Here is a 13,993-nt window from a genome sequence, read left to right on the forward strand (position 1 = left end):
TCATTACCCATGCATATCGTGTAGGAGCGGCTTCAGCCGCGAAAACCGTACGCAGACGGAAATGACCGTCACGGCAAAGCGTTCGCGGCTGAAGCCGCTCCTGTGAAATGAAGTAAGCTTAGTGTAAATCCTGAAAAATATTTAGCTTCACTTCATCCGAGATGTTTTGACAATCCCCAATGAGAAAATTAAAACCATATTCCTATGTGTCCATTGTATTGATCGCATTGAGTGCCCTGGTAGCCTTGCTATCCAGCTTTGGCACATCCATGCAAGACTTGCGCCCCCTGTTCATTTCAGATCCTGATCAGGTCGGGTTTGCCAGCATATTGTCAGGCCAGATCTGGCGGGTAGTGACACCAGCCTTCATCCATTTTGGCCCCATGCATCTAATCTTCAATCTGTTGTGGGTATGGGATCTCGGCGCCGTGATTGAAAACCGCAAAGGTCCGGGGTTTTATCTGGGGTTTTTCCTGGTCGCAGCAGTGGTTTCCAATATTTTCCAGTACCTGTTGTCGGGCAACCCTTATTTTGGCGGTATGTCTGGTGTCGTCTATGGCTTGTTTGCCTATGTGTGGATACGTGGCCGCTACGACCCTGCTTTCAAAGGCATCATGCGCCAGGCAACCGTTAACATGATGTTGATCTGGTTTGTCCTGTGCTGGACAGGTTTACTCGGCCCCATCGCCAATTGGGCGCATAGCATGGGCTTGCTGGTAGGCGCTGTCTGGGCCTATCTGGAATGCAAGAATTTGCGTCCCGATCAGTTATCCGGGGCGCTACCGGCCAACAAGACGCAAAACCTGCAGTACTTTTCTACCGCAGATATCTTGAAAGCCGAAGCACAAAGGAGTTGGGTCAGGGAACAATATCTGCCAGAGGCAAGAGATCAGTTTGAAACCGTAACTGGCAAGTTGAAAATCCTTGCAGCGATTTTGCAGCAAAAAGGTTTGGAGGGTCGGCCCTTGCATGAGGTAGAAGCGCTGGAATTGGTATTTGCTGATGCCTTAATGCTGGAGACAGGTTTGAAATGGGCGGTGATAGATGACAATGAGCAACGGATTTTTGTCATGATGACGCAGGATGCTCCGTTCAGGATTTTCAGTCCTGTTCCAGCCATCAAGATCATGCAGGCAGTCGACGATGCAAGCTTGACTGAATTTTTTAACACCAGCGTGCAAGTAATACGCGAAAATCTGCAAGGGCAAGTTTGATTATCTGCACTTCGAAAGTCATATCCAGATAAAAGTCAGGCACGGTTACAGGCGGACTTTTTAGGAGAGAGGTGAGGCAGAGCAGTGTACTTGTGCTGCAAATCAGGTATCTTTCAAAATGTGCGTTATGATGTTAATAGATAAAGTAATGCAGATGGAAACGACTGGCCATGACATTTAAGAAATTTATTAGAATATTCTTTATTTTCCTCTGTTTCATACCTATGGTAGGTTTTGGGGCATGCGGTGCGGTTGGAATATTCACTGCCGTCATTATTATGAGTCCAGAGGTACTGGCTCTAGGTGTTGGCGGATTGCTTATTTGTGCGTTGCTGTATAAGTTAATCGGCAAGATCGCCGCCAAGCAATAAGACGAGACCCTTTCGGGCTCTTGTAAGAAGGTCTGTTCTGACCGCTCATGATATTCATCGAATGAAACTTTACGTATTGTCAGCAAATAACGCCCAGTTTTTACATTTCATTTTTGAATGGCTGGCCATCGCCATCGGTGTGCAACTGTATCGTCGTCAGCGTGCGCAACAACAGCAAGCTGGCATATTGGCACCCGGGCATTACGGTGTCATCATAGCTTGCGTACTGGGAGCGGCAATCGGCAATAAAGCCGCCTTTTGGATGGAGTACCCACATTTGTGGACTGCTGCAACGGACAATCTGCAGATATTGATGTCAGGCCAATCCATCGTCGGTGGTTTGCTGGGTGGTTTGATAGGCGTGGAGTTGGCCAAGGTCCTGCTTAAGCAGCCACAATCAACCGGCGATAATTTTGTTTTTCCCTTGATGGTGGCTACGGTCATAGGTCGCATAGGCTGCTTCCTGGCTGGACTCAATGATGGCACCTATGGCAATGCTACGAACTTGCCATGGGGCGTCGACTTTGGAGATGATATCGCGCGCCATCCCACCCAGATTTACGACATGATTTTTGTTCTGGCATGGGGGATTTATTTATTGCGACACAGGCAGGTATGGCAAAGTCAGTCTGGCCTGATGTTCAAAATGTATCTCGCTGGCTACCTGTTCTGGCGCTTGCTCGTTGATGGTATCAAACCCATACCTTATTACTATTTCTCTTATCTGAGTGGCATACAAGTATTGTGCATTGTTGCTCTGGTCTTCTACCTGCCTTTGCTAGTGCGTCAGATGCTTAATTTGAAGGTGGGAACAGAGGATTTACATTGAACTCAAATCGAATGTCGTTTGAAAGTTCGCCTGACCATGCAAGCGGTTTGTGCTCCTATCTTTTATACGAGTAAAAAATAATATGCCCCGAAAAGTCCGCCCTTATCTGTTTTACGACACGACCAGTTCGGTTTGTTCCAGCTGTCTGCACCCAGTGGAAGCGAAGATCATCTTCAAGGAAGATAAAGTCTATATGGACAAGTGGTGCAGTGCGCATGGTACTGAGCGCGTGCTGGTCAGTGATGATGTTGAATACTACAGGCTGTGCCGTGAAGTATTCGTCAAGCATCCGGAAATGCCACAAATCTTTAATACCAAAATGGAATATGGTTGTCCTTATGACTGTGGTTTGTGTCCCGACCATATGCAGCATTCCTGTCTGTCTATCGTGGAGATTACCGACAACTGCAATTTGAACTGTCCGGTTTGCTATGCCGAGAGCGGCACCCATCGCGAGCAGCACAAATCATTGGCTGAGATTATCAAGATGCTTGATACGGTAGTTGCCAATGAAGGCGAGGCCGATGTCATGCAATTGTCGGGTGGAGAGCCAACCCTGCATCCGCAATTCTGGGAAATTTTGGACGCTGTCAAGGCTCGCCCTATCAAGCATGTCATGGTCAATACCAATGGCATCGTGCTCGCGCAGGACAAAGCCTTTGTTGAGCGCCTGGCGAGCTATGCACCGGGTGTTGAAGTCTACCTGCAATTTGATTCTTTCCGGGCAGAAGTACACAAGGCCCTGCGCGGCGCAGACTTGCGTCGCATACGCCAGCAGGCACTGGAGAACCTGAATGCCGTCAACCTGTCTACCACTCTGGTTGTAACCTTGAAAAAAGGTTTAAATGATGATGAGATAGGCGACATCATCAATTTTGCATTGACTCAAAAATGTGTGCGTGGCGTGACCTTGCAACCGATACAGGATGCTGGCCGTGTCGAGAATTATGACCCGCGTCTGCACAGATTGACGGTATCAGAAATACGCAGAAAAATTACTGAGCAATGCAGCCTGTTCAGCCTCAAGGATATCGTACCCGTACCATGCAATCCAGATACGCTGGCGATGGCGTACGCCTTGAAGACAGAAGAAAAAACCGTGCCACTGACTCGCTATCTTGATCCACAGTCTTTGGTGGAGGGTAGTGGCAATACCATCGTCTTTGAGCGTGATGAGAATTTAAAACAGGGCATGAAAGACCAGATTTTCAAACTCTTCTCGACCAATCATTCACCCGAGTCGCAGGCCAATTGTCTGTCTGAATTGATGTGTTGTCTACCCTTGATCTCGGCACCGCAAAACCTCAGATATGACAATGTTTTTCGTGTATTGATCGTACAGTTCATGGACGCTTATTCCCTCGACGTGCGTGCCTTGAAAAAGTCTTGCATCCACTTCGCCCTGCCAGACGGCAAGATGATACCGTTTGAGAGTTATAACCTGTTGTACAGGGAAGCCAGCAGGCTCAAAGAAATACGCAGTAGTATTGCGAGGCAAACCATGGATAGAATGCCGGAAGGGAAGAAGCAGAAACACATTCCACTGGTAGAAATCAACTGAAAAATGCCAGCCTGTGTAAGCAAGGCTGGCATATCTTATTTCAAGGCAAGGCCACCGGCTTGGCCAGATAACTGGATGAATATGTTTTGAACTGCCCACCATCGGTATTGATCGAAGTCTGGTTGACTTCGCCTGTGCTGAACACTGCACCCAGGCCGCCAACGGCCACCATTTCCGAGGCATGCGTCAGGAAATAGCGGACCTTGTTATCGCGGTATTTACCGGTTGAGCCTATCTGTGTTGACGGTACGCCCAGCGGGGTTTGCCACCACAAGACAGGTAATTGCAGGCCCTGGTAATAAGTCTTGGCCAGCGCAAAATGGTCTTTGAAATTAGGTGAAGTCAGATTCGATTCATCCCAGTACCAGCCTGTACCTGCACGTGTGCAGTAAGACACTTGCGGTACGGTTTCAAAACAGCCAGCATCCCTGTCCAGGGTTTGCATGACGATAAAATCTGCTTTGTCTGCGCCCAGCTTCAACATGTAAGACATGGCAGTTGAGTGCAGGTCTTCAAACAGGGCAGGGGGGAAACCTACATAGGCATTTGGCGCCAAGGCTCTCGCCATTTGCATCAGACACTGGCTGATACCAGCAACACTGTTTGGCTGGTTGCTGCAATCAGGGTTGTTATTGACTTGTGCAGGTACGGTGGCAGGGTCGGCGTTATTCGAGATCCTTTGCGTATAACCCCAAAAGTCTGGCTCAAAATTGACCAGCACGGGTTTGCCGTAAGCTTTGATTTGCTGGAACATCAGACGTACATTATCCCAATAGCCTTTCATGAAAGTCGTATTGGTCAAACCACTCAAATTGCCATCGCCATTACTGGCCATCTGGTACAGGGTGAACATGGGTACTGCACCCAGTTTGTCAGCATTTTGTGCAACGATTTGCACATAGGCACCAGAAGGGCTATTCCAGGTTGGCCACGAGCCTGCACCTACACCAACCAGGTATTGATCATATATATCAGGGGTAATGCCCTGTTTTTGGACATCGGCCAGATCGGCACTGCCCAGACCAACTAAAAAGCGACTGGATTTGCCCAGTTTGGCTGCCAGTGCAGCAGCTTTTTTCTCCAGCGTGACAACGGTACTTCCGGTTCCTGTCGTGGTGCCTGTGCCAGTACCGGTAGTTGTTCCGGTTCCAGTTCCTGTAGTTGTTCCAGTAGTCGTACCGGTGCCAGTACCAGTAGTCGTACCCGTCCCTGTGCCGGTAGTAGTGCCTGTTCCCGTCGTGGTCCCAGTGCTGGTTCCTGTGCCGGTAGTTGTGCCGGTACCAGTCCCTGTGCCTGTTGTTGTACCCGTAGTTGTGCCAGTAGTTGTACCAGTGCTAGTGCCCGTTGTTGTGCCAGTGGTAGTGCTACCCGTAGTAGTTGCTGCAGTGGAGCCACCGCCACCACCGCAGGCACTGGTTGCCAGTAGCAGGCTAGTCGCAAGGAGAGTTGGAAGTTTCATAAGACAAATTGAGGCGTGAAAGTATCTGTTCATCATAGACGATGCCGCCCCTGCCTGCTCATCAGCAGGCAAAGCTTGCCGCTTAAATAACAATCCTTCACAATGTTGGCATGTCCGATTCCAAAAACAAAAGAACATCCTGCCCACTATGCCTGCGCCCATCCACGGCGTGTATTTGTCGCTGGGTAAATAATATCGCCAATGTACCTGAGGTAGTCGTCTTGCAGCACCCTCTGGAAGTGAATAATGCCAAGGGCAGCGCACGCCTGCTGGACCTGTGCCTGCAAACTTCATGCCTCGTTGAAGGTGAACAGTTTGACCCGCAATGCTTGCTCAGCCTGCTGCAAGCTGATGGCAAGCAAGCCATATTGCTCTATCCGGCCACCACGCAAAATGAGGCCGCTGACCTGCAATACCAGCCACCCGAATTTGTGGTGCAAGACCACGCCCTGGCGAATATACGTCTGGTGATTATTGACGCTACCTGGCGTAAAAGCCGCAAGATGCTGTACCTGAACCCCGCCTTGCAACAACTGCTACGCCTGAGCCTGCAAAACATGCCAGCCTCCCACTACCGCATCCGCAAAGCCCATGCGCCGGATCAGTTGTCTACGCTGGAGGCCACGTGTTATGCGCTGATGCAATTGGAGCAGGATGAGGAGAAGTATCGTCCCCTGCTAGAGGCGTTTGATGGGTTTGTTGGACAGCAGATGGGATTCAGGCAAAAGTGAAACGCTTGAACAGGTGTGGGGAAATCAGCCCGCATTCTTCGATTCTTAACATTGAGGATGTAGGCTAATGATCACTGCATATCACTCCACGCAGGAGTAGAAATTTACAAATCTGTTCGAGTCTTGCTTCATTGTCGCCATTTGCAACAAAATAATTTTCTGATTCCAATGCTCGAAGCCCCGATTCGAACGCAAATACTGGAGTGTCATAGTTTCTTATGGAACCCTCAAGATAATAAGAAAATTGGTTGTTCGGACTTTTGTTTGAAAAAACGCACTCTTGCTTAGTTAGCCATTTTGAAAAAGCTGAGCTTATCTTGTGTAATGCAGGGTATTGCTGGCGCAGTGGTGTTGCCAGAAAATGTACTTCCCCGACCGTCCATAAAACACCACGTCGAACGCGTGGAAGAAATACCGTAACAACGGGTGAAGCTTGCGAGTTGATCGTCCCATTTGAGTTATGTGTCAATGGACCAAATTCTTTGAAATATAAAATAAGACTACGCTCTGCCTGCACCTCTATTGGAGGCGTGGGTTGCACACGAAACCAATCAACAACTTCCGACTGCTGTGACGGATCTGCAATGAAACGGTAAGTGCTACCCATATGATGTTTATGATTTAAGAAGTCATATTAAAAGTCAGCTAGTAATTTATTCGTAGTCCCAGGGACCTTGAATAAACACTTTATTGCCTTCCTTGAATTCCGCCACCCAAGTAAAACGGAATTCCTCACCCAGACCTCTGGCTTCAAACCATGCCGACGGAAATAATGTGGCGACACTTTCGATCAATGAAATCAAGTAGACGCTATGCACATTGAAAACCGCCTCGTTGTTTGAAAAAGCGGCAATCAGATCTTGCAAAACATCTTTGTGAATGCCATCCGCAGAGAGGATTTTGGTGATTTCGTCAGATTTGTCTGATATGTCAGGAATATCATTGTCGCCAATGAACTGTATGTGCAGGGTTGTATGTTCACTCATGAAGTTTTTTGTGAGAGTAGTTGAGCTTTAATCTGGTTTTTATGAATAAGGTAAACCAGAGTAAGCATTTTATATTATGGTAATGATAACATTATTTGACGAGCCCGAGCATTTCTTCTTTGGACATGCGTCGCAAACCAAGGCGTTCGTCAGGCGTGTCACCTATCACTGAGCATTTTGCCAAGTCTGGATGCAGGGACCGGGCTACCCGTTTTGGATCGGCTTCCAGTTGACCATCGATATAGTCGTAGCAAGTCGCTGCGATTGCGGCGAGGGTTGCTGCGTCTATGCTTGAGCTTGTGTTTGTGCAAGAAATCGTACCCGCAGCGGGACTGGCAAGCAGGGCAGCAGTGGCAAGAAAAGTTGCGATGGGCATGGTCTGTCGTTCCTGATGATTAAAGCTGTTGATGTGAGTTGCTGTTAGCTTGATGCGTGAAATCGTCTTGCCTTGCTCATGTAAATAATGTGTATCACTTTAGCTTGAACAGCAACACAGGTGTTTGTCCCTGGCATTTGATAATTTTTCTTTTCAAGACAAGGTTTTGGAGCGTCCAAGAAAAAGCCCCGCAAAAGCGGGGCAAGTTGTTTCTAAGTCTGAGGTTTCAGCTCAGTATCAAATCAACACATTAATAATCGCATTACCTATCCCTATCAAAGCCGCACCAGAAATCAAACCGGCGCAGATAGGCTCGCAGCCTTCCACCCAAAAGTCATGGCCTTTGCTGCCAGGCTGGCTGTGGCGATTGCCCATCCACCAGAATATCGCTGCACCTATCCACATCGCCAGGCAAGACTCTGGTGGCAGGATCACGCCCAGGCCTATGGAAACGGCGGATAAGGGGAAGCGGCCCTTGGTGAAGATGCGTGCGCATTCAATCAGAGTGGCGGCAACTGCAGCCACGATGATGGCGGTGATGGCGGAGGATGGCAGGCTGCCAAAGCCCTTGGCGATCAGCTCGGCTACACCCTTCCATTGCATGGCGCCGGGGAAGGCGAATTTGTCAGAGACGATGGTGGCGGTAGAGCGCACGCCATTGGCATCCGGCGGCAAGAACAGCAGGAAGTACAACGGTACGCAAGCCAGTGCGCCAGAGAAAATGCCGATGATATGGCCTATCGCCTGCTGTCTTGGTTTTGCACCCAGCATATAGCCCGGTTTGATGTCGGACAGCAGATTGGATGCATTCGATGCTACTTCAGCCGTCATGCCAGCTGGTATCAAATTATTGGCTGGATTTGCACTGTCTATCGCACCCATGCTGAACTGGGTGATTTTTGACAGGGTACTGGTCGGTGTCCATGAAGTCAGTGCCATCGCATTGGCACAGATGATGGTCAGTATGAAGACCAACGGCAGGGTGATGATGGACATCAGCCATGGCACACCAAAGAATTCATGGGTAGTCCAGGCCGCCAGGATGCTGAAGATAGGAATGCCAACGTAGGAAATGATCAACGGTACTTCAATATGGTCAAGTATGGTGCTGGTCTTGTCGGCGGCTTTATTTTTATCCGCTTTCTTGAAGATGCTGGTGAACAGTTCTGGTTTTGCTGCCAGGCTGATGAAAGATGCCACCACCATCATGGATACCGCCCACCACAGGCCCCACTGGTTGACGATCTCTGTGCGTGAGATAGGCACGATCTTGCCGCTGGGAGCGATCCGTTCGACAATATCGCCACGCTGTATCATCCACGGTGCCAGGAAGACGAAGTTGATGATGGCACCCAGCAAGACGCTGCTGGCAACCCGTATGCCCATCAAACCGCCTACGCCCAGCATGGCGGCATCGAGGGTAAAGCGCAGGCCCAGTGCACGGAAATCAGTGCCCAGGATTTTGGGGATCAGCAAATCATATTTGACGGCGGCAGTGTAATAATAATGATCGACGCGCTCCTGGAAATGCCATGCTTCTGTCATGCCTGCCCATTTATCCATGCGCAGGATCTTGAACTGTATGAGCTTCATCCAGCCATCGCTGGTGATCATCTGGTAAATCGCTGTCCACATGGCGGTAAAGGCCATCAGGCGTGCCTTATACATGCCGCTGGCAGCTTCGCCGGTATAAACTGCATCCAGCACCACACCGCAGGCGCGGCCTTCGGGGAAGGGCAACTGGTCTTCATTGATGAAGCGACGCTTCATGGGGAAGGCCACCAGCACCCCGAGGATGGAGCAAATACTCATCCACACCACCAGATGCCACCAGGTTACGACCGCACCGCTGATCAGCATATAGGCCGACAACACGGTATTGAGCGGCATGGTCATGTAACCAGCCGCAGTAGCGATGGATTGGGTACAGTTGTTTTCGAGTATGGTGAAGTCTTTGGCAATACCCAGGTTGGCGAGTATCTTGAAAATCGCAAATGCCAGGATGACCGAGGTCAGGCCGACACCAATAGTGATACCGGTCTTGGCACCTATATACAAAGCAGTGGCCGATAAAATGCCACCCAGCAAAAAGCCGGTAAATGCCGAGCGTATGGTCAACTGTGCCATGTCGCCACGGTAGATATTGGCAAACCACCACTCGTCCTTTTGGGCACGGGTCCAGGTTCGTATTTGCTCGTCGCTTAATTGTTGCAGCGCCATATTTTCTCCAACGCGGGTTGTCTTGCTTGATGGTGATGACCAGCGGGTTTTAAATTGGCAAGATCATTGCAAAAATGAAACATGTCGCTGGAAATATGAAAATTTTCTTTCAAGTGCGGCAGTATCCAAGCGAGGGATGTTTTCTGTCAAGCGGGCTGATGGAAAAAAGCCACCAGCTGACACTCTACTTGCCTTACATCGTCCTGATGGGCATGAGCTGGACGATGTTCCTGGCATCCAAGCTGGCTTATGAGCGCAAGTTCAAATCGAGTGCTGCCTTGCGAACTGCCGCAGCAATGTCCTTGCTGATGGCGGGATCATTGACTGCCCTGGCAAGAGTGACGCCGCCAACCATGAGCGCCAGCAGGGCAATTGCTTCTTCGCGTTTGGCATCAGCTTGTCCATCCAGGCCAGCGGCCACTGTTTCTATGATGGCTTGCAATTCGGTTTCATAGGCTATACGCGTATCTTCTGTAGCCCGTGCCACTTCAGCCGAAAGACTTTGTAAAGCGCAGCTATCTTCCAAATCGCAGGTGCGGCGCTCTCCGAGGTAAAAATCAATAAATGCCGTGCGCCAGCCGCTCCCTAATTGCTCGCGAGCCTGGCTGACTCCCAGTTTCAGGTCTTCCAGGCCAGCCACTACCGCCTCGCGGAAAGCATCTGCCTTTGATTTGAAATGGGCATAGAAAGCACCCGAAGTCACTTCTGCATCTTTTGCCAGTCCGTCAACGCCAGAACCACCAAATCCCCGGCTGCGAAATCCACGGCCTGCGCTTTTGAGTATCTTTGCCTTGCTCTCTTCTTTTTGTCCTGCCCGGTGTGCCATGTAAAAAATCTCCAGAATAAAAATGCTATTTAAAACTTTACAAAATAACGATCGTTATGTAATGATGCATCACATCACGACCGTTATATAACGGTCGTGGTACAGGAGTCAAGAACTAGTCTTTGACTCGACCATCCATTTTGATCAAGGAGTTATTGCCATGCCTATTTCAGTCCAAGTCACCACCGGTCTTCTCACTCTCGACGGGGAGCGTGAAGTGCTGCCTCTCGTTGCAGACGCTTTGTTACGCGTGCACGGCTTGACCGGCAACAAGTTCATGACGCCTAATGTCGTCGGCCACCTGGTCGTCAGCCCGGAGTCGCACAGCTATGCTGGTGGCCAGCATCAATCTCTGGCGGTTGTCGAAGTGAAGGTTCCCTCAGTCACTTTCCCGAATGCCGAAGTCAAGCAGGCTTTTGTCAGTGAGGTCACGGACATCATAGACAGACTCAAGCAGGGTACGCATCCGCGGGAAAGGACGTATGTCAACGTGACATATGCAGTGGATGGCACCTGGGGTATTGCGGGCAAGGCTTATTCCAATGCAGAGATGGGCGAGGCGGTGCAACAAGGGTTCAACTGAGGTAAGCCACTTATGTAAACCGATTCAGGGGTCAGCACCATGCAGCAATCAAATTACCTGTTTTTTACGACGCAATGCGAGCAGGCGCTGGATTTTTATACGCAATGTGGTTTGGGACGTGTGACCGACATCCTGCGTCATGGCGAGGCTGGGATGCCGCTGAAGAACGAGGCCATGCGTGGCAAGGTCATGCATGCCAGATTTGAAGGAGCGGGTGTGCTTTTTTATGCCTCAGACAATGACGATGCAGAGCCTATGCGGGGTTCTGCCCACATCATGATGATGGATAGCCGTGCGCAAACTGATCAGCTGTTTACGCTCATGAGCCAGGGGGCAAATGTGACTACGCCGCTGGCAGTGCAAATCTGGGGGGATTATTTTGGCAAGCTGACTGACCAGTTCGGCGTGCAATGGATGTTTAACTGCGCTGCCTGAATGAAATGCTGCCGAGGTGGGTAAATGGTGAGGCACAACAAAAAACCCCGCAACTTGCGTTGCGGGGTTTTTTTGAGCAATGCTACTTTCAGCGAGTTCAATGAGCTCAGTGATAGTCGCTTAGCAGCTATTACATCATGCCGCCCATGCCACCCATACCGCCCATACCACCCATATCACCACCACCCATGCCGCCTGCTTTGTCTTCAGACAATTCAGCAACCAGAGCATCAGTAGTCAGGATCAGGCCAGCAACAGACGCTGCATTTTGCAATGCAGAGCGAGTTACTTTAGCTGGATCCAGGATACCCATTTCTATCATGTCGCCGTATGTGTCATTGGCAGCATTGAAACCGTAGTTGCCTTTGCCATTGATGATGGCGTTAACAACAACGCTAGGTTCGCCACCGGCGTTAGCAACGATTTCACGCAGAGGCGCTTCGATCGCTTTCAGAACCAGTTTGATACCTGCTTCTTGATCTGGATTGTCGCCTTTGATTTCGCCAGCAGCTTGACGTGCGCGCAGCAGGGCAACGCCACCGCCAGGAACAACGCCCTCTTCTACGGCAGCGCGAGTTGCATGCAGAGCATCTTCAACGCGTGCTTTTTTCTCTTTCATTTCAACTTCAGTTGCAGCACCAACCTTGATCACAGCAACGCCGCCTGCCAGTTTGGCAACGCGTTCTTGCAGTTTTTCACGGTCGTAGTCAGAAGTTGCTTCTTCGATTTGCGCGCGGATTTGTTTAACGCGTGCTTCGATACCTACAGCCTGGCCAGCACCATCGATAACGGTGGTGTTTTCTTTACCGATTTCGATACGTTTAGCTTGACCCAGATCAGCCAGAGTTGCTTTTTCCAGTGTCAGGCCAACTTCTTCAGCAATCACTTGACCACCGGTCAGGATAGCGATGTCTTCCAGCATGGCTTTGCGACGGTCACCGAAGCCTGGAGCTTTAACAGCTGCAGTTTTCAGGATGCCACGGATGTTGTTCACAACCAGAGTTGCCAGCGCTTCGCCGTCTACATCTTCAGCGATGATCAGCAGTGGGCGACCGGATTTTGCAACTTGTTCCAATACTGGCAGCAGGTCACGGATGTTCGAGATTTTTTTGTCGAACAACAGGATGAACGGGTTTTCCAGGATAACGGATTGTTTTTCTGGATTGTTGATGAAGTAGGGTGACAGGTAGCCACGGTCAAACTGCATACCTTCAACGATGTCGAGTTCGTTGTCCAGGGATTTGCCGTCTTCAACAGTGATCACGCCTTCTTTGCCGACTTTGTCCATTGCTTTGGCAATGATGTCGCCGATGTTTGCATCGGAGTTAGCAGAGATGGAACCAACTTGAGCGATTTCTTTGTTGGTTGTTGTAGGCTTGGACAGAGTTTTGATTTCAGCAACGATAGCTGTAACCGCTTTGTCGATACCGCGTTTCAAGTCAGTTGGGTTGAAGCCAGCTGCTACATATTTGAAACCTTCGCGAACGATGGCTTGTGCCAGAACTGTCGCTGTCGTTGTACCGTCACCAGCGTTGTCAGAAGTGCGGGAAGCCACTTCTTTCACGAGCTGCGCGCCCATGTTTTCCAGCTTGTCTTTCAGTTCGATTTCTTTAGCTACAGAAACACCGTCTTTAGTGACTGTAGGCGCGCCGAAAGAGCGTTCCAGAACAACGTTACGGCCTTTAGGGCCCAGTGTTACTTTAACTGCGTTCGCCAGGATGTTGACGCCATTAACGATCTTCGCACGTGCGTCATCGCCAAAAATTACTTGTTTAGCTGCCATATTAATTCTCCGAATTCTTTAATTGATATCGTGGATGCCGATTACTTCTGTACGACCGCGAAGATATCTTCTTCACGCATCACCAGAACTTCGTTGCCGTCAACTTTGACAGCCTGACCAGAATATTTACCGAACAAAACGCGGTCGCCAACTTTTACGTCCAGGGCGCGAACTGTACCGTTGTCCAGCAATTTGCCAGGACCAACTGCCAGTACTTCACCTTGATCTGGCTTTTCAGCAGCAGCGTCAGGCAGAACGATACCGGATGCAGTTTTTGTTTCTTGATCCAGGCGTTTCACGATCAGGCGATCGTGCAGGGGACGAAGGTTCATACAAGCTCCTTTAAATTTGCGAGTAATTACTATTGGAATTCAATTAAGCTGGAGAGGGACTTGTTAGCACTCTCTCTCAACGAGTGCTAAGTATATGGGCGAGGCATATGCTTTTCAAGAGCTAAAAAAGGAGTAAACTAATATTTCTTTAATAATCAGTGACTTAGTTGTAGTTTTGTACTGACGTTTGAGCGATTTTTTTAGCTGGTATTGCTTTTGTAAGCGCGCGAATGTATTTTTTTGCATGAGGCTGAAACTGAGTAAATGTCAATTTACTCAGTTTTTCG

The 13,993-nt window shown here is 49.5% G+C and carries 15 protein-coding genes; 7 read left to right on the forward strand and 8 right to left on the reverse strand.

Annotated elements, in window-relative coordinates:
• Positions 1-179: 179 nt before the first annotated feature.
• From ACO0LF_RS26020 to ACO0LF_RS26035, 4 genes are all read left to right on the forward strand, one after another.
• Positions 180-1,214: a rhomboid family intramembrane serine protease gene (locus ACO0LF_RS26020; protein ID WP_423019358.1), complete on the forward strand. Its 1,035-nt coding sequence runs from the start codon at positions 180-182 to the stop codon at positions 1,212-1,214.
• 170 nt (positions 1,215-1,384) lie between these two features.
• Positions 1,385-1,585 (forward strand): hypothetical protein, encoded by a 201-nt coding sequence (locus tag ACO0LF_RS26025; protein WP_423019360.1) that lies wholly within the window; start codon positions 1,385-1,387, stop codon positions 1,583-1,585.
• Between the two features lie 61 nt (positions 1,586-1,646).
• Positions 1,647-2,414, forward strand: a complete 768-nt coding sequence (locus ACO0LF_RS26030; RefSeq protein WP_423019362.1) for a prolipoprotein diacylglyceryl transferase family protein — start codon at positions 1,647-1,649, stop codon at positions 2,412-2,414.
• An 82-nt stretch (positions 2,415-2,496) separates the two neighbouring features.
• Positions 2,497-3,975 carry a radical SAM protein gene (locus tag ACO0LF_RS26035; protein WP_423019364.1) on the forward strand — a complete coding sequence of 493 codons (1,479 nt, stop codon included), beginning with the start codon at positions 2,497-2,499 and terminating at the stop codon, positions 3,973-3,975.
• A gap of 40 nt (positions 3,976-4,015) precedes the next feature.
• On the opposite strand, the gene ACO0LF_RS26040 is transcribed toward ACO0LF_RS26035, so the two are convergent.
• Positions 4,016-5,434, reverse strand: a complete 1,419-nt coding sequence (locus ACO0LF_RS26040; RefSeq protein WP_423019366.1) for a hypothetical protein — start codon at positions 5,432-5,434, stop codon at positions 4,016-4,018.
• 110 nt (positions 5,435-5,544) lie between these two features.
• Between ACO0LF_RS26040 and ACO0LF_RS26045 the strand changes: the two genes are divergently transcribed.
• On the forward strand, positions 5,545-6,165 hold the full coding sequence (locus ACO0LF_RS26045; RefSeq protein WP_423019368.1) for a tRNA-uridine aminocarboxypropyltransferase: 621 nt from the start codon (positions 5,545-5,547) through the stop codon (positions 6,163-6,165).
• A 64-nt stretch (positions 6,166-6,229) separates the two neighbouring features.
• Here ACO0LF_RS26045 and ACO0LF_RS26050 read toward each other — a convergent pair whose 3' ends face one another.
• The 5 genes from ACO0LF_RS26050 to ACO0LF_RS26070 form a co-directional block, all read right to left on the reverse strand.
• Positions 6,230-6,772, reverse strand: coding sequence for a hypothetical protein (locus ACO0LF_RS26050; RefSeq protein WP_423019370.1), 543 nt, complete (start codon positions 6,770-6,772; stop codon positions 6,230-6,232).
• 46 nt (positions 6,773-6,818) lie between these two features.
• Entirely contained in the window at positions 6,819-7,151 is a 333-nt protein-coding gene (locus tag ACO0LF_RS26055) for a hypothetical protein (RefSeq protein ID WP_423019372.1), read from the reverse strand.
• A gap of 91 nt (positions 7,152-7,242) precedes the next feature.
• Positions 7,243-7,527, reverse strand: coding sequence for a hypothetical protein (locus ACO0LF_RS26060; protein ID WP_423019374.1), 285 nt, complete (start codon positions 7,525-7,527; stop codon positions 7,243-7,245).
• 237 nt (positions 7,528-7,764) lie between these two features.
• Positions 7,765-9,747, reverse strand: coding sequence for an OPT family oligopeptide transporter (locus ACO0LF_RS26065; RefSeq protein WP_423019376.1), 1,983 nt, complete (start codon positions 9,745-9,747; stop codon positions 7,765-7,767).
• Positions 9,748-9,994: 247 nt separating this feature from the next.
• Positions 9,995-10,573 carry a TetR/AcrR family transcriptional regulator gene (locus tag ACO0LF_RS26070; RefSeq protein ID WP_423019378.1) on the reverse strand — a complete coding sequence of 193 codons (579 nt, stop codon included), beginning with the start codon at positions 10,571-10,573 and terminating at the stop codon, positions 9,995-9,997.
• A gap of 160 nt (positions 10,574-10,733) precedes the next feature.
• On the opposite strand from ACO0LF_RS26070, the gene ACO0LF_RS26075 reads away from it, so the two are divergent.
• Together ACO0LF_RS26075 and ACO0LF_RS26080 are read left to right on the forward strand one after the other, a co-directional pair.
• Positions 10,734-11,156: a tautomerase family protein gene (locus ACO0LF_RS26075; protein ID WP_423019380.1), complete on the forward strand. Its 423-nt coding sequence runs from the start codon at positions 10,734-10,736 to the stop codon at positions 11,154-11,156.
• A 39-nt stretch (positions 11,157-11,195) separates the two neighbouring features.
• The gene (locus ACO0LF_RS26080) at positions 11,196-11,591 is read left to right on the forward strand and encodes a VOC family protein (protein ID WP_423019382.1); all 396 of its coding nucleotides are present in this window, start codon (positions 11,196-11,198) and stop codon (positions 11,589-11,591) included.
• Between the two features lie 130 nt (positions 11,592-11,721).
• On the opposite strand, the gene groL is transcribed toward ACO0LF_RS26080, so the two are convergent.
• Both groL and groES read right to left on the reverse strand, forming a co-directional pair.
• Complete coding sequence (gene groL / locus ACO0LF_RS26085) at positions 11,722-13,374, reverse strand: chaperonin GroEL (protein ID WP_423019384.1); 1,653 nt, start codon at positions 13,372-13,374, stop codon at positions 11,722-11,724.
• A 41-nt stretch (positions 13,375-13,415) separates the two neighbouring features.
• Positions 13,416-13,706 carry a co-chaperone GroES gene (groES, locus tag ACO0LF_RS26090; RefSeq protein WP_110257032.1) on the reverse strand — a complete coding sequence of 97 codons (291 nt, stop codon included), beginning with the start codon at positions 13,704-13,706 and terminating at the stop codon, positions 13,416-13,418.
• Positions 13,707-13,993 lie beyond the last annotated feature (287 nt).

The organism is Undibacterium sp. Di27W (assembly GCF_049340345.1).
Lineage (GTDB): Bacteria > Pseudomonadota > Gammaproteobacteria > Burkholderiales > Burkholderiaceae_D > Undibacterium.

Bases quoted from the DNA above. Each gene is read 5' to 3' on its own strand.
- ACO0LF_RS26020 (WP_423019358.1), top strand. From the start codon at position 180: ATGAGAAAATTAAAACCATATTCCTATGTGTCCATTGTATTGATCGCA.
- ACO0LF_RS26025 (WP_423019360.1), top strand. From the start codon at position 1,385: ATGACATTTAAGAAATTTATTAGAATATTCTTTATTTTCCTCTGTTTC.
- ACO0LF_RS26030 (WP_423019362.1), top strand. From the start codon at position 1,647: ATGAAACTTTACGTATTGTCAGCAAATAACGCCCAGTTTTTACATTTC.
- ACO0LF_RS26035 (WP_423019364.1), top strand. From the start codon at position 2,497: ATGCCCCGAAAAGTCCGCCCTTATCTGTTTTACGACACGACCAGTTCG.
- ACO0LF_RS26040 (WP_423019366.1), bottom strand. From the start codon at position 5,434: ATGAAACTTCCAACTCTCCTTGCGACTAGCCTGCTACTGGCAACCAGT.
- ACO0LF_RS26045 (WP_423019368.1), top strand. From the start codon at position 5,545: ATGTCCGATTCCAAAAACAAAAGAACATCCTGCCCACTATGCCTGCGC.
- ACO0LF_RS26050 (WP_423019370.1), bottom strand. From the start codon at position 6,772: ATGGGTAGCACTTACCGTTTCATTGCAGATCCGTCACAGCAGTCGGAA.
- ACO0LF_RS26055 (WP_423019372.1), bottom strand. From the start codon at position 7,151: ATGAGTGAACATACAACCCTGCACATACAGTTCATTGGCGACAATGAT.
- ACO0LF_RS26060 (WP_423019374.1), bottom strand. From the start codon at position 7,527: ATGCCCATCGCAACTTTTCTTGCCACTGCTGCCCTGCTTGCCAGTCCC.
- ACO0LF_RS26065 (WP_423019376.1), bottom strand. From the start codon at position 9,747: ATGGCGCTGCAACAATTAAGCGACGAGCAAATACGAACCTGGACCCGT.
- ACO0LF_RS26070 (WP_423019378.1), bottom strand. From the start codon at position 10,573: ATGGCACACCGGGCAGGACAAAAAGAAGAGAGCAAGGCAAAGATACTC.
- ACO0LF_RS26075 (WP_423019380.1), top strand. From the start codon at position 10,734: ATGCCTATTTCAGTCCAAGTCACCACCGGTCTTCTCACTCTCGACGGG.
- ACO0LF_RS26080 (WP_423019382.1), top strand. From the start codon at position 11,196: ATGCAGCAATCAAATTACCTGTTTTTTACGACGCAATGCGAGCAGGCG.
- groL (WP_423019384.1), bottom strand. From the start codon at position 13,374: ATGGCAGCTAAACAAGTAATTTTTGGCGATGACGCACGTGCGAAGATC.
- groES (WP_110257032.1), bottom strand. From the start codon at position 13,706: ATGAACCTTCGTCCCCTGCACGATCGCCTGATCGTGAAACGCCTGGAT.